Annotated in this window: 12 protein-coding genes; 6 read left to right on the top strand and 6 right to left on the bottom strand. The window is 66.5% G+C overall.

Annotation, left to right across the window (positions count from 1 at the left end; all coding sequences use genetic code 11):
• Positions 1 to 28: 28 nt before the first annotated feature.
• Positions 29 to 1774 carry an AMP-dependent synthetase/ligase gene (locus DX905_RS08560; RefSeq protein WP_116090981.1) on the top strand — a complete coding sequence of 582 codons (1746 nt, stop codon included), beginning with the start codon at positions 29 to 31 and terminating at the stop codon, positions 1772 to 1774.
• A gap of 10 nt (positions 1775 to 1784) precedes the next feature.
• Here the strand turns inward: DX905_RS08560 and DX905_RS08555 are convergent, their stop codons facing one another.
• From DX905_RS08555 to DX905_RS08525, 6 genes are all read right to left on the bottom strand, one after another.
• Positions 1785 to 2177, bottom strand: coding sequence for a hypothetical protein (locus tag DX905_RS08555; protein WP_116090980.1), 393 nt, complete (start codon positions 2175 to 2177; stop codon positions 1785 to 1787).
• Positions 2178 to 2226: 49 nt separating this feature from the next.
• Positions 2227 to 2955, bottom strand: a complete 729-nt coding sequence (gloB, locus tag DX905_RS08550) for a hydroxyacylglutathione hydrolase (protein ID WP_116090979.1) — start codon at positions 2953 to 2955, stop codon at positions 2227 to 2229.
• Positions 2952 to 4004, bottom strand: coding sequence for an NAD(P)H-dependent flavin oxidoreductase (locus tag DX905_RS08545; protein ID WP_240320784.1), 1053 nt, complete (start codon positions 4002 to 4004; stop codon positions 2952 to 2954). The genes gloB and DX905_RS08545 overlap by 4 nt, the downstream gene beginning before the upstream one ends.
• Complete coding sequence (locus DX905_RS08540) at positions 4001 to 4417, bottom strand: VOC family protein (protein WP_116090978.1); 417 nt, start codon at positions 4415 to 4417, stop codon at positions 4001 to 4003. Before DX905_RS08540 ends, DX905_RS08545 begins: the two co-directional genes overlap by 4 nt.
• Positions 4418 to 4897: 480 nt before the next feature.
• Positions 4898 to 5629, bottom strand: coding sequence for a tetratricopeptide repeat protein (locus DX905_RS08530; protein WP_116090976.1), 732 nt, complete (start codon positions 5627 to 5629; stop codon positions 4898 to 4900).
• Positions 5626 to 6360: an alpha/beta fold hydrolase gene (locus tag DX905_RS08525; RefSeq protein WP_116090975.1), complete on the bottom strand. Its 735-nt coding sequence runs from the start codon at positions 6358 to 6360 to the stop codon at positions 5626 to 5628. The genes DX905_RS08530 and DX905_RS08525 overlap by 4 nt, the downstream gene beginning before the upstream one ends.
• A gap of 197 nt (positions 6361 to 6557) precedes the next feature.
• Between DX905_RS08525 and DX905_RS08520 the strand changes: the two genes are divergently transcribed.
• The 5 genes from DX905_RS08520 to DX905_RS08500 all read left to right on the top strand — a co-directional run bounded on the left by DX905_RS08520 (position 6558) and on the right by DX905_RS08500 (position 14010).
• Positions 6558 to 7469: a sulfite exporter TauE/SafE family protein gene (locus DX905_RS08520; protein ID WP_116090974.1), complete on the top strand. Its 912-nt coding sequence runs from the start codon at positions 6558 to 6560 to the stop codon at positions 7467 to 7469.
• The gene (locus tag DX905_RS08515) at positions 7466 to 8227 is read left to right on the top strand and encodes a TIGR02186 family protein (RefSeq protein WP_420822140.1); all 762 of its coding nucleotides are present in this window, start codon (positions 7466 to 7468) and stop codon (positions 8225 to 8227) included. The genes DX905_RS08520 and DX905_RS08515 overlap by 4 nt, the downstream gene beginning before the upstream one ends.
• A gap of 107 nt (positions 8228 to 8334) precedes the next feature.
• Complete coding sequence (gene rpiA, locus DX905_RS08510) at positions 8335 to 9021, top strand: ribose-5-phosphate isomerase RpiA (RefSeq protein WP_116090973.1); 687 nt, start codon at positions 8335 to 8337, stop codon at positions 9019 to 9021.
• A 107-nt stretch (positions 9022 to 9128) separates the two neighbouring features.
• Entirely contained in the window at positions 9129 to 11204 is a 2076-nt protein-coding gene (tkt, locus tag DX905_RS08505; protein ID WP_116090972.1) for a transketolase, read from the top strand.
• A 1-nt stretch (position 11205) separates the two neighbouring features.
• Complete coding sequence (locus DX905_RS08500) at positions 11206 to 14010, top strand: bifunctional transaldolase/phosoglucose isomerase (RefSeq protein WP_116090971.1); 2805 nt, start codon at positions 11206 to 11208, stop codon at positions 14008 to 14010.
• The last annotated feature ends 66 nt before the right edge of the window (positions 14011 to 14076 follow it).

The following is a 14076-nucleotide window of genomic DNA, read 5'->3' as shown; positions in this document are numbered from 1 at the left end:
GCGAAGACCGTTACGTCCAGGAGAGGCCATGGCGCTCGAGCACTTCCCCAATCTGGTGGCGATGTTTTTCGCGCGTGCTGCGCAGCATCAAGACGCGCCATTATTGTTCTGGAAGGAGGGCGAGACCTGGCGGTCGCTGAGCTGGGCGGAGACCGCGCGGCAGGTGGCGGCGCTGGCGGAAGCCTTGCGCGGGCTGGGGCTGAAGCGATGCGACCGGGTGCTGCTCGTGTCCGAGAACCGGCCCGAATGGGCGATCGCCGACTTCGCGATCATGGCGGCCGATTGCATCACCGTCCCCGCTTATACCAGCAACACCGTCGGCGATCATGCGCACGTGCTGAACGATAGCGGCGCCAGGGCGGCGATCGTGTCGACCGCGGCATTGGCCAAGACATTGCTGCCGGCGGTGGCGCGCTCGTCGGAATGCGAGATGGTGATCGGGATCGAGCCGCTGCAGCGCGAGCGGATCGGCGCGGTGCGAATCCACGAATGGAGCAAGCTGGTCGCCGATCAGCCGGGCGACGTCGCGGCGGCGGCGGCCCGCGCGACCTACAAGCGCGAGGATATCGCCTGCGTCATCTATACCAGCGGTACCGGCGGCTCCCCGCGCGGCGTGCGCCAGCATCATGGCGCGATCCTGCAAAATTGCGCGGGCGCGGGCGACGTCATCCGCGGGGATTTCAAGACCGGGCTGGAGATATTCCTGAGCCTGCTGCCGATGAGCCATGCCTATGAGCATACGTTCGGGCTGCACTTCCCGATCAGCCTCGGCGGGCAGATCCATTATGCCGAGAGCATCGAGAAGCTCGCGTCGAACATGGAGGAAGTCGGGCCGACGATCATGATCGTGGTGCCGCGCCTGTTCGAATTGCTGCGCGGCCGGATCATCAAGCAGATCGAGAAACAGGGCAAGGCCGCGCAATGGCTGCTCGCCCAGGCGCTCGCGCTCGATGCCAAGCCGAAGAAGAGCGTCGCCGACAAACCGCTCGACCTTCTGCTCGACCTGACGGTGCGCAAGAAGGTGCGCGCGCGCTTCGGCGGGCGGGTGAAGGCATTGGTGTCGGGCGGTGCGCCGCTCAATCCCGAGGTCGGCCGCTTCTTCCGCGCGCTCGGCGTGACCTTGCTGCAGGGCTACGGCCAGACCGAAGCGGGGCCGCTCATTTCGGTCAACCGGCCGCGCGCGGGCATCGCGATGGAGACGGTCGGGCCGCCGGTGATGGGCACCGAGGTGAGGATCGCGGCCGACGGTGAGATCCTCGTGCGCGGCGAGAATGTCATGCACGGCTATTGGCGCAACGATGCCGAAAGCGCGCGCGTGCTGATCGACGGCTGGCTCCATACCGGCGATGTCGGCCATCTCGACGAGGCGGGCCGGATCGTGATCACCGATCGCAAGAAGGACCTGATCGTCAACGACAAGGGCGACAATGTCTCGCCGCAGCGGGTCGAGGGCATGCTCACGCTCGAGCCCGAAATCGCGCAGGCGATGGTGGTCGGCGACCGGCGGCCCTACCTGGTCGGCCTGATCGTGCCCGACAGGGAATGGGAGGCGTCGCTGCCGGACGGGAGCGACGTGACCAAGGCCGTGATGGCGGCGGTCGACCGGGTCAATGCCGGCCTGTCGGTGATCGAGCGCGTCCGCCGCGTCATGATCGCGGACGAGCCGTTCACGATCGAGAATGGCTCGCTCACGCCGTCGCTCAAGGTGCGTCGCCATGTGCTGCGCGATCGTTACGGTGCGCAGCTCGACGCGCTATACGGGGCGAAGGGATAGCTCCCGTCGGTCAGCCTTTAGGACGCGTGTAAGGGACGAAATCGCCGAAGATGCATGCGCCGACGGGGAAGCGCCCGGTGGCGCTGATCAAGTCGGCGCTGTCGCCGCGACATAAGCGTGAGCCTATCGTGTGCGTGACCAGAATCGTGTCCTCGCTCAATTGCGTGCAGTCGTCACTGAAGCGATTGACGTACCACGTTCCGCCCTGGCGATAGGCCATGGCAAGGCCCGGTATCTTCATCGAATCACTGCTGGATCGGCTAAGGCTGATACAGCTCACCGGCTTGCCGGCGACGCGGCCCTGGAGCAGCTTGGCAAGCTGTTTCTCTGGGGTCTGGCGGGCCGCTGCGACTGGAGCCGCGACGAGGCTGGCGGCGAGCAGACCATAGACAAATTCGCGCATCTCACATCTCCTCTGCATCAACGCTCGTCGCGGCTTCCGGAGCCGAGCTTTACCCGCGAAAAACATCCTTGGCCGCGCGCCGCCGGGCGAGTTCCTCGACGCTGCCGGCGCGCATGAACGGGTTGGTCGCGCGTTCCAGGGCGATGGTGGTCGGTACGGTCGCCAGGCCCTGGGCACGGGCGGTATCGACCTCCCGCATCCGTTCAACGACCGCCTGATTGTCCGGCTCGGCCACCAGCGCATAGCGGCCGTTCGACTGGGTATATTCGTGCGCGCAATAGATGCGCGTCGCGGGTGGCAGCGCCGCCAGCCGCTGCATATTCGCCCACATCTGCGCGGGCGTTCCTTCGAACAGCCGGCCGCAGCCCATCGCGAACAAGGTGTCGCCGACGAAGGCGATGTCCGCGGCCGGCAGATAATAAGCGATATGCCCCGCGGTATGGGCAGGCACTTCCAGCACAATCGCCTCGACCGCGCCGATGCGAACCGTATCGCCTTCGCGCACCAGGCGATCGAGCGTGGCGATCCTGGACGATTCCGCCGCCGGCCCGGTGATCGTGCAACCGGTGGCGGCCTTGATCGCGGCGTTGCCACCGACATGATCGGCATGCCAGTGCGTGTTCCAGATCTGCCCTATCCGCCAGCCGCGCGCTTCGGCCTCGGCCAGCACCGGTGCCGCTTCGGCAGGATCGATCACCACCGTCTCGCCGCTGATGTCGTCATGCGCCAGCCAGATATAATTGTCCTGAAGCGCCGGGATGCGGACGACCTCGATCATGCGAGCAACTCCAGCGTCTCGGCGGCAAGGCGCCGCGTCAGGATTTCCGCGCCTTCGGGCCGCGTCAGCCGCGCCGCCTGGCCTGCCCACATATTGGCGAAGGCAGCCGGGTCGGCCTTGCGCAATTCGGCCAGCGCGTCGCCGCCATGCGGGAAGGGCGGAACGACAAGACTGGTCGGGCCCAATTCGCGCGTCAGCCGGGTCGCCATTCCGCGTGCATGCCGCCCGGTGAAGACGTTGGTCGAGACGGTCGCCTCGGCCGCCTCCTCGCCCAACAATGTGCGGTGGAGCGGGCTGATGCGGCTTTCGGGACAAGCCAGAAAAGCGGTGCCGATCTGAACCGCACTCGCGCCGAGCGTCAGCGCAGCGGCGATGCCGCGCGCATCGGCAATGCCGCCGGCCGCGATCACCGGCAGGCGAACGGCATCGGCGATCTGCGGCACCAAAGCGATCAGACCCATGTGGGACGAGGGATCCGCTGGCAGGAAACGGCCGGCATGGCCGCCGGCCTCCCAGCCCTGGGCGATCACGGCGTCGACGCCGCGCTCCGCCAGCCAGCGCGCTTCGCCTGGGCTGGTGGCGCTGGCCAGGATCATCGCACCGGTGGCACGAATGCGGTCCACCAGCGCCGGTGCGGGCAGACCGAAGTGGAAGCTCACCACCTCAGGCAGAAGCTCTTCCACCAGCGCGCACGTCGCATCGTCGAACGGCCGTCGCAGCGGCGGCGGCGCGGCAGGTTCGCCTACGCCATATTCGTCATAATAAGGCCGCAGCGCCGCCAGCCACGCACGATCATCAACGCGATCCGGCAGGTCATGACAGAAGAAGTTGAGATTGAGCGGGCCCGGCGCCGCGGCGCGAACCCTGGCGAGCTGGTCGCGGACGGCATCGGCGGCAAGCAACGCACAGGGCAGCGAGCCGACCGCCCCGCCGAGTATCGCCGCAATCGCCAGTGCCTCGTCCTGCGCGCCGGCCATCGGCGCCTGCACGATCGGCGTCTCGATCCCCAGCCGATCGAGCAGCCTGCGATCGCGCCAGCCTCGCCTCACCAGCTGCCCGTATTCGGCATCGACACCCAGGGCTCCTGCGGCGGCAGATGGCCATCCTGCAGCAGCTCGACCGAGATATTGTCGGGCGTGCGCACGAACGCCATGTGGCCGTCCCGCGGCGGGCGGTTGATCGTCACGCCCGCATCCATCAGGCGCTGACACGTGTCGTAAATATCGTCGACGCGGTAGGCGAGGTGGCCGAAATTACGACCGCCATCATAGCCCGCCTCGTCCCAATTGTGGGTGAGCTCGACCTGGGCATGTTCGTCGCCGGGCGCGGCAAGGAAGATGAGGGTGAAGCGGCCTTTGTCGTTGTCCATCCGCCGCAGCTCGCGCAGGCCGAGCAGCTCGAAGAAGCGAATCGTCGCGGCCGGATCGGACACGCGGATCATCGTGTGAAGATATTTGGTCATAGCGGCGATGCTGTAGCGTGGCAGGTTGCCGAACTGAACCGCTGTCGCGCTTTGCTCAGCTACAATATGCCAAGATAGAATGCCGCTCCCGCGACCGCCATCGACGCCATCGCGGCCAACAAAGTGGAAGGCAATTCGATCGAAGGCGGAGACTGCGCCGCCCAGTCGGCAGGCAGCTGTTCAGGCCGGGCACGCCGCCAGCCACGGCTCGTCCTGATCAAGTCGCTGCCGCAGCGATAACATTCGGAATAGAGGCGATGATCAAGATGAACGACCGGACCGTGTTTGTGCCTGCCCAGCAGGCAGCCCAGTTCGGTTCTGCGACGTGGTCTTCGCATCGAACGAATCCCCTGATCAACAAGCGCCAGAATAACCTTTTCCCGCTGATGCCGCAACGCAACATGACGAATTACACGAAGATTTGGATCATTCTTGTTGCAGCGCGACGGAAACGCGCGCGTGCTTGTTGCGCCCTCGTGGCTATTGCGATGGCGGCTGCGCCAGCGAAGCCGCGGCGGCCTTGCCCGCCGGGTCGGCCGGGCCGATTTGTGCGGCCCGGGTCCAGGCCGCGCGGGCGGCGTCGGTCTGTCCGGCTGCGGCGGCGATATTGCCTGCCTCATATTGGACGGAAGGATCGTCTGCGGCCGATTTGAGCGCGATCGCGATATCCTTCTGCGCGCGCGGCAGGTCCTGTTGGCGGCGGGCGAGCGTGGCCGACAGCAGCCAGGCGAACGGATCCTGCGGCACCAGCGCCAACCCCTTGTCGAGATCGATCCGCGCCTGTGGCAGTTGATCGAGCGCGACGTCGGCGCGGGCGCGGTCGATCCATGCTTCGCCGGCGAGCGTCGGCGGCAGCGCAGGAATGGCGAGCGCCTGATCGATATTCTGACGTGCCTTGGCGGGCTGATCGGCGGCGAGCGCCGCGTTGGCCGCCTGGCTCCACAATTCGGCGGGGCGGCCGATATGCTGGGCCTGCGCGTCGGCCGCCGCCTGCTCGAACGCGGCCTGCGCCGGTGCCCACCGTTCGACAGCAACGAAGGCGAGTCCGAGGCATTGGCGTGAGGCAACGCTCTTGTCGCGCTCGGCCCATGCGCTCGCCTGCTCGACCGCCGCGGCGGGGTCGCGCGCGGCCAAGGCCTGGCAGGCCGCACTACGCGCGGCGTCGCCGGATATATCGGTCAGGGTGGCGGCAAGCAGCAGGAGAGGGATCATAAACTCTCGATGAGGGCGGCGACGGTCGTCAGCAGCAGGCCGAGATCGCCCGGCCGCGACAGGCGGTGCTCACCGCCTTTGACGAGCATCGTCTGCATATCGGCTGAACGGAGGGCGCGGCCCAGCCGGAAGGCGATCGAGGGCGGAACGTCGCTGTCATCGAGGCCGTGCAGAAGACGGACAGGACAATCGATCGGGATCTCCCCATCCAGCAGGAGCTTGGCCTGACCGCTTTCCCAAAATGCCCGGGTGGTGATCTCCGGCGTCTCGTAATCGGGATGATTGCTGACGATCAGTCCATCACTGGCAAGTGCCGCGCGTTGCGCCTCGTCATAGCCCCATTCCGTGAAATCGGGCGCCGCGGCCACGCCGACCAAGCCCATGACGCGCGTCGACCGCTCGAGCGCGATCAGCAGCATCAGCCATCCGCCCATCGACGATCCCACCAGGATCAGCGGCCCCTGGGTGAGGTGGTCGATCGCATCGAGCGCATCGTCGCGCCAATCGTCCAGCGTCGCCTCCCCGAACACGCCCTCGCTCTGCCCGCAGCCGCGGTAATCCAGCCGCAGCATCGCCTGGCCGTGCGCCTCCGCCCAGGCGTCGAGCGCGACCGCCTTGGAGCCCGCCATGTCCGAGCCATAGCCCGGCAGGAAGACGATGGTCGGGCCATCGCCGTCGCGCAGCTCGTAGGCGAGGCGGGGGAGGCCGGGGCGATCGAGATATTGGGTCATGAGGGTTTCTACTCGCTATCAAGGCCGTCATGCCAGCGGAGGCTGGCATCCATGGCTCTTTCAACACGGAATGCCGCCGGCGCGTTGTTGCTACCTCACCGTCCCAGCCCAGCCCTGAGCGACATGGGCCCCAGCCTTCGCTGGGGCGACGGAGAGTGCGGGTTGAAAGGCCAGCCGGGAGCGGGTCTAACGCCGCCATGCACCTTTACCTCCCCATCGCAGGCCTGTCGGTCAACGCGCTGGTGATCGTGCTGCTCGGTGGCGCGGTCGGCATCTTGTCGGGCATGTTCGGGGTCGGTGGCGGCTTTCTGACGACGCCATTGCTGATCTTCTACGGGGTGCCGCCGGCGGTCGCGGTGGCATCTTCGGCGACGCAGATCACCGGCACCAGCGTCTCCGGCCTGCTGGCGCACAGCAAGCGGCAGGGCGTTGATTTCCGCATGGGGGCGGTGCTGGTCGCGGGCGGTGCGGTCGGCTCGGTGATCGGGGGTTTCATCTTCCGCCTGCTTCAGTCGACCGGACAGATCGATACGATCATCGGCCTGCTCTATGTCGCGATGCTGGGTTGGATCGGCCTGACGATGGCGCGGGAATCGATCCGCACCGCGGCGGCGCAGAAACGGGGGACATCGCCCCCCGCGCAGAAACGGCATCGCCGGCTGGTGGCGGCGCTGCCGATGCGGTGGCGCTTCTATGGCGCGGGCCTCTACATTTCGCCGCTCGCACCCTTCCTGCTGGGGCTGGTGACCGGCTTGCTGACGGTGCTTATGGGGGTCGGCGGCGGCTTCATCCTGGTGCCGGCGATGATTTACATCTTTGGCGTATCGACGCGGGTGGTGGTCGGCACCTCCCTGTTCCAGGGGCTGTTCGTAACCGCGACGACGACCCTGGTCCATGCGCTCACCACGCATGCGGTGGATCTGGTGCTGGCGGGGCTGCTGCTGATCGGTTCGGTGATCGGCGCGCAGATTGGGTCGCGGCTGGTTCAGCGGGTGCGCCCCGAACGGGCGCGGCTGATGCTCGCGCTGATCGTGCTGGCGGTGGCGATCCGGATGGCGATCGGCCTGACCTGGCGGCCCGACGCCATCTATACGGTACAAGGCCTGTGAGACGCCGGCTCGCCTGGCTCGCCGCGTGGCCGCTGCTGATGGGTGCGGCCGAGCCGCGGCTGGTGCCCGACGTGTCCGATACCAGGATCGACATTGCCTACAGCTTCACGGGAGCAGACCTGCTGCTGTTCGGGGCGATCCTCTATCCGGGCGGGCGGGCGCCGGCGCCGGATACCGACATCGTGGTGGTGATCAAGGGCCCGTCAGAGCCTCTGCTGGTGCGGGAAAAGGCCATGGTGGCCGGCATCTGGGTCAATCATGCGAGCGAGCGTTTTCGTTCGGTTCCGAGCTTCTACGCGGTCGCGACCTCACGCCCGCTCGATCAACTCGTGTCGCCGCGCACGGCCGCCATTTACGAGATCGGCATCGGCAACCTGCTGCTGTCGCCGGCGAATGGCTCCAGCGCGAACGAGCAGGCGCGGTTTCAGCGCGGCCTGGTGGAGCTCAAGCGTCGCGGCGGGCTTTATACCGAACATGTCGGCACGGTGTCGGTCCGCGAGGGCGTGCTGTATCGCGCGCTGGTGCCGATCCCGGCGCGCGTGCCGATCGGCAATTATACCGCCGAGACCTATCTTATTCGCGACGGCCGGATCGTGGCGGCGGCAACGCGCGAAATCGCGATCGGCAAATCGGGGTTCGAGCGCTTCGTGGCCACGGCGGCGGAGACCTATCCCCTGCTATACGGCCTGGCCGCGATCGCGCTGTCGTTGTTGCTCGGGTGGCTGGCGGCGCTCGGTTTCGGGCGGGTGCGGCGATAGGCGAGGGCGGCCGGAATGGTTTCGCACGCCGAGCTTTGCCATGCGCCGGAGCCCGCCTGAAAGCGCCGGGCTTGTTTGCAGCCTGGCGACGGCGCATCTGACGCGCCATGCCCCAGGATGATGATAAACGCCTCGCCGCAATCGCCGCCGCCGATGAGGTGAAGGACGGTATGCTGGTCGGGCTGGGCACCGGCTCGACCGCGGCGTTCCTGATCGACGAACTGGGGCGGCGGCATGCGGCCGGGCTCAAATTCCGGGCGGTGGCGACGTCGCTGAAAAGCGAGGCGCAGGCCAAGGCGCTGGGAATAAGCGTCCTGCCGTTTTCGGAAGTCTCGTCGGTCGATCTTGCCATCGACGGCGCCGACGAGATCGATCCGCACATGCGCGCGCTCAAGGGCGCAGGCGGGGCGATGCTGCGCGAGAAATGCGTCGCGGCATCGGCCCGGCGGATGGTGGTGATCGCGGACGGATCAAAGGCGGTCGCCCAGCTCGGCGCGATGCCGGTGCCGTGCGAGACGCTGCCGTTCGCGCAGGCGTTTGTGGCGGCCGCGCTGGAGCGGCTGGGTGCCAGGGTCGTCCTACGCCTCCGGGACGGCCAACCGCATCGCACGGATCAGGACAATATCGTCTTCGACTGCCATTTCGGCATGCTGGCCGACCCGGCCGCGCTTGCCGCGCAGCTGTCATCGATTCCCGGCATGATAGGGCACGGTCTGTTCATCGACGAGGTGGACGCGCTCTATTTGGCCGATGCCGGGCAAATAATCGTCCGCGAACGGCTTATCTCGGGCTAAAGCCGCCCTACCTTGGGAGAAAGGGTTAATAGCCCCTGCCAGGCGTTGCACCTGCCGCAATATCGGGTCTATCGGCCCTCTGCCCGACGTCCACAGAAGGGAATCACATGTCGACCCAGCCCGCGCCCACCGACCTTCACGAGGACGGCTCGCCCGACCGGCTAGCGATCGACACGATCCGCACGCTTTCGATGGACGCGGTCGCCAAGGCGAAGTCCGGCCATATCGGCACGCCGATGGGGCTGGCGCCGGTGGGCTATACCTTGTGGTCGCGATATCTGCGTACCGATCCCGACCGGCCGGATTGGCCCAATCGCGACCGTTTCGTGCTGTCGGTCGGCCATGCCTCGATGCTGCTCTATTCGCTGATCCATCTCGCCGGGATCAAGGAGATCGACAAGGACGGCAAGTTGAGCGGCGCCGAAGCGGTCAGCCTCGACGACATCAAGAATTTCCGCCAGCTTTCGTCCAAGACTCCAGGCCATCCCGAATATCGCCACACGACCGGGGTCGAGACGACGACCGGGCCGCTGGGCGCGGGCTGCGGCAATTCGGTCGGCATGGCGATCGCCGAGCGCTGGCTGGCGGCGCGCTATAATCGCGACGGCTACACGCTGTTCGATCACGACATTTATACGTTGTGCGGCGACGGCGACATGATGGAGGGCGTGGCGAGCGAAGGCGCGAGCCTCGCCGGTCATCTGAAACTGTCCAACCTGTGCTGGATCTACGATTCGAACCATGTGTCGATCGAGGGCGGCACCGATCTCGCCTTCGACGAGGATGTCGGCAAAAGGTTCGAGGCCTATGGCTGGAACGTTATTCACGTGAACGACGCCAACGATACCGCTGCCGTCGCGGCGGCGATCGAGACGTTCAAGGCGACCGACGACAAGCCGACCTTCATCGTCGTGCACAGCATCATCGGTTATGGCAGCTCGATCCAGGGCACCGCCAAGGCGCATGGCGAGGCGATGACCGCCGACGATATCCGCGGCACCAAGAAGGCCTATGGCTGGCCGGAAGATGCCCAATTCCTGGTGCCGGACGGCGTTGCGGAGCGCTTCCACGCCGCCATATCCGGGCGCGGCAAGCCGTTGCGCGAGACATGGTTCGAGATGCTTGAGCGCTACAAGGCGGCCGAGCCGGAACTGGGCAAGGAACTGGGCGCGCTGCTCGCCGACAAATTGCCGGAGGGCTGGGACGCGGACATCCCGACCTTCCCGGCAGACGAAAAGGGCATGGCGACGCGCGATGCGGGCGGCAAGGTCCTGAACGCGATCGCGCCCAAGCTGCCGTGGCTGGTCGGCGGATCGGCCGATCTGGCGCCTTCGACCAAGACGCTGATCGATAATGGCGGCTCGTTCCAGGCGGGCAGCTATGACGCGCGCAACCTCCATTTCGGCGTGCGCGAGCATGGCATGGGCGCGGCGGTCAACGGCATGGCGCTGTCGCACCTGCGATCCTATTCGGCGACCTTCATGGTCTTCTCCGATTATATGCGGCCGCCGATCCGGCTTGCCGCGATCATGGAGATTGGCGTTGCGTTCGTGTTCACGCACGATTCGATCGGTGTCGGGGAGGATGGCCCGACCCATCAGCCGATCGAGCAGCTGGTGTCCCTGCGCGCGATTCCGGGCCTGAACGTGATCCGGCCCGGCGATGCGAACGAGACGGCATGGGCCTGGAAGGCCGCCTTGCTTTCGGGCGACCAGCCGACCGCATTGATCTTTTCGCGTCAGGCGATGCCGACGCTGGATCGCACCAAATATGCCGGCGCCGAGGGGCTGATGAAGGGCGCTTATGTGCTTGCCGGTTCGGACGACCCGGAAGTCGTGCTGATCGGCACCGGGTCCGAAGTGAGCCTGGTCGTTGCTGCGCACGAGAAGCTGATCGAAGCGGGCGTGCGCTCCCAGGTCGTGTCCATGCCGAGCTGGTACCTCTTCGAGAAGCAGGACCAGGCCTATAAGGATGCGGTCCTGCCGCCCGGCATCGACGCGCGGATCGCCGTCGAGATGGGCAGCGAGGTCGGTTGGGATCGCTATGTCGGCCGCACCGGCCGCACCATCACCATGTCGACCTTCGGCGCGTCGGCACCGATCGCCAAGCTTCAGGACAAGTTCGGCTTCAGCGCCGACCATATCGTGAAGGTCGCCAACGAACTGCTCGGGAAGGGCAATTAAGATGACCAGTCTGCTCGATCAGCTGCGCGCCAGCGGCCAGGCGCCGTGGCTCGATTTCGTCGACCGCACCTTCCTGAAAGAGGGCGGCCTCAAGAAACTGGTGGAGGAGGATGGCGTCACCGGCGTCACCTCCAACCCCTCGATCTTCGAGAAGGCGATGGGCCATGGCGAGGCCTATGACGAGGAGTTCAGCCAGTTCGTGCAGGCGCATGCCGGCGCCTCGATCACAGACACGTACGAAGCGCTCGCGATCAGCGACATCAAGGCGGCGGCGGATACGTTGCGCCCGGTCTACGACCGCACCGGCGGGCTCGACGGCTATGTCAGCCTGGAAGTTTCGCCTTATCTCGCCAACGGCACCGAGACGACGATCGAGGAAGCGCGCCGCCTGTGGCCGCAGGTCGACCGACCCAATCTCATGATCAAGGTGCCGGGCACCAAGGCCGGCGCGCCCGCCATCCGTCAGCTGATCGAGGACGGGCTCAACATCAACGTCACGCTGCTGTTCAGCCTGGAAAGCTATATCGCGGTGGCCGAAGCCTATGTCGCGGGTCTCGAAGCGCGCGTGAAGAAGGGTGAGCCGATCGACAAGATCGCGAGCGTCGCCAGCTTCTTCGTCAGCCGCATCGACGCGCAGATCGACAAGAAGATCGATACGCGGCTGGCCGCCAATGATCCGGAGTCCGACGCGCTGAAGGCGGTCCGCGGCAAGGTCGCAATCGCTAACGCCAAGATGGCCTATCAATGGTATCTGGCGTTCGTCGCGTCGGACCGCTGGAAGGCGCTCGCCGCGAAGGGCGCGCAGCCGCAGCGGCTGCTATGGGCGTCGACCGGGGTCAAGGATCCGGCCTATCCCGACACGCTCTATGTCGACAGCCTGATCGGGCCGGAGACGGTCAACACGCTGCCGCCCAAGACGATGGACGCGTTTCGCGATCACGGCACGCTGGCGCGGACGCTGGATGCCAATGTCGACGAGGCCAAGCATGTGCTGGCCGAGGCGGACCGGCTCGGGCTCGACCTGCCCGGTGTGACCGAGGCGCTGGTCCATGACGGCGTGAAATTGTTCGCCGATGCGGCCGATGCGCTGCTCGGCGCGATCGCGGCCAAGCGCGCGGCGCTGGCGGGCGACAAGCTCGCGACGCTGGATGCGTCCTTGCCCGACGCGCTGGGCAAGGCGGTCGAGGCGCGGCTCGAGACGGCGCGGGCCGAAGCCTGGACGCGGCGGCTGTGGCAGCATGACGCGTCGCTGTGGACCGGCGGAGACGAGGCTAAATGGCTCGGCTGGCTCGCGGCCGGCCAGGGCAAGCAGGTCGATCATGCGGCGCTCAAGGCGTTGGGCGAGAAGGCCAAGGGGCATAAGGATGTGGTGTTGCTCGGCATGGGCGGCTCCAGCCTCGGGCCGGAAGTGCTAGCCGAGATGATCGGCGCCGCGCCGGGCTCGCCCACCGTGCACGCGCTCGATTCGACCGATCCCGGCCAGATCCGCACCATCGCCGGCAAGATCGACCCGAGCGAGGCGCTGTTCCTCGTCGCCTCCAAGTCGGGCTCGACGATGGAGCCGGAATTGCTGCGGGCTTATTTCTGGGAGCTGGCGGGCAAGGATGGCAGCCGCTTCATCGCGGTGACCGATCCGGGCTCGAAGCTCGAGAAACTCGCCAGGGAGCATGGCTATTCCGCCATCTTCCTCGGCGACCCGGCGATTGGCGGTCGCTATTCGGTATTGTCGGTGTTCGGCATGGTGCCGGCGGCGCTGATGGGCATCGACGTCGACGATTTCTTCGCCAAGGCCGCGCCGATGGTGCAGGCCTGCGGGCCCGATGCGCCTCCCGGCGTCAATCCCGGCTTCCACCTCGGCGCCATTCTCGGCGAAGCGTCGGTTTCGGGGCGCGACAAGCTCACCATCCTGACCACGCCCGAGCTGGAGCCGGTCGGCGCCTGGTTGGAGCAGCTCATCGCCGAATCCACCGGCAAGCATGGCAAGGGCATCGTGCCGGTCGACCTCGAGCCGCTGAGCCCGGCGGAAGACTATGGCAGGGACCGGATCTTCGCGGTGCTGTCGCTCAAGGGCGACGAGGATGCGGAGCTTGACGCCCATGTCGATGCGTTGATCGCCGCCGGCCAGCCGGTGGTGAAGATCGGTCTGTCCGACAAATATCTGATCGGCCAGGAATTCTTCCGGTGGGAGATCGCCACGGCCGTCGCGGGTGCGGTGATCGGGATCGATCCGTTCGACCAACCCGACGTCGAGGACGCCAAGATCAAGACGCGCGAGCTGGTGGATGCCTACGAGCAATCCGGCAGCCTCGCCCCGGAGACGCCGTTCCATGAGCATGCGGAACTCGCCTTCTTCGCACCGGGCGAGCATGAATTCGCGCCGAGCGATCCGGTCGAAATCCTGCGCACCCATTTGGCCAGCGCCAACCCGGGCGATTATGTCGGTTTCCTGGCCTATATCGAACGCAATGACGAGCATGAGGCGGTGATCGCCCGCATGCGCGAGGCGGTGGTCGAGGCCAGAGGCGTCGCCACCATTGCGGGCTTCGGCCCGCGTTTCCTCCATTCGACCGGCCAGGCCTATAAGGGCGGACCCAAGAGCGGCGTGTTCATCGAGATTACGCGCCACCCCGATCCCGACCTCGCCATACCGGGGCGCAAGGCGACGTTCGGCAATGTCCAGATTGCGCAGGCGCGGGGCGATCTCGACGTGCTGGCGGAGCGCGGACAGCGCGTGCTGCGCGTGCACCTCAAGACCGGCGACCTCAGCCGGCTCGAAGCGTTGGTGACCGAAGCGTTGAACAACTGACCTCCTTTTATCGTCATGCCGGGCCTGGCCCGGCATCCACCGCGACGCGAATCCGGGTGACTTGAT

Source organism: Sphingomonas crusticola (assembly GCF_003391115.1).
In the GTDB taxonomy this organism is placed as follows: domain Bacteria; phylum Pseudomonadota; class Alphaproteobacteria; order Sphingomonadales; family Sphingomonadaceae; genus Sphingomonas_I; species Sphingomonas_I crusticola.
This window is presented reverse-complemented; position numbering and strand designations above follow the sequence as displayed.

What these genes read in the sequence shown, in the direction of transcription:
- tkt (WP_116090972.1), top strand. Translation starts at nt 9,129, where the DNA reads ATGTCGACCCAGCCCGCGCCCACCGACCTTCACGAGGACGGCTCGCCC.
- DX905_RS08555 (WP_116090980.1), bottom strand. Translation starts at nt 2,177, where the DNA reads ATGCGCGAATTTGTCTATGGTCTGCTCGCCGCCAGCCTCGTCGCGGCT.
- DX905_RS08560 (WP_116090981.1), top strand. Translation starts at nt 29, where the DNA reads ATGGCGCTCGAGCACTTCCCCAATCTGGTGGCGATGTTTTTCGCGCGT.
- gloB (WP_116090979.1), bottom strand. Translation starts at nt 2,955, where the DNA reads ATGATCGAGGTCGTCCGCATCCCGGCGCTTCAGGACAATTATATCTGG.
- DX905_RS08520 (WP_116090974.1), top strand. Translation starts at nt 6,558, where the DNA reads ATGCACCTTTACCTCCCCATCGCAGGCCTGTCGGTCAACGCGCTGGTG.
- DX905_RS08525 (WP_116090975.1), bottom strand. Translation starts at nt 6,360, where the DNA reads ATGACCCAATATCTCGATCGCCCCGGCCTCCCCCGCCTCGCCTACGAG.
- DX905_RS08530 (WP_116090976.1), bottom strand. Translation starts at nt 5,629, where the DNA reads ATGATCCCTCTCCTGCTGCTTGCCGCCACCCTGACCGATATATCCGGC.
- DX905_RS08500 (WP_116090971.1), top strand. Translation starts at nt 11,206, where the DNA reads ATGACCAGTCTGCTCGATCAGCTGCGCGCCAGCGGCCAGGCGCCGTGG.
- DX905_RS08540 (WP_116090978.1), bottom strand. Translation starts at nt 4,417, where the DNA reads ATGACCAAATATCTTCACACGATGATCCGCGTGTCCGATCCGGCCGCG.
- rpiA (WP_116090973.1), top strand. Translation starts at nt 8,335, where the DNA reads ATGCCCCAGGATGATGATAAACGCCTCGCCGCAATCGCCGCCGCCGAT.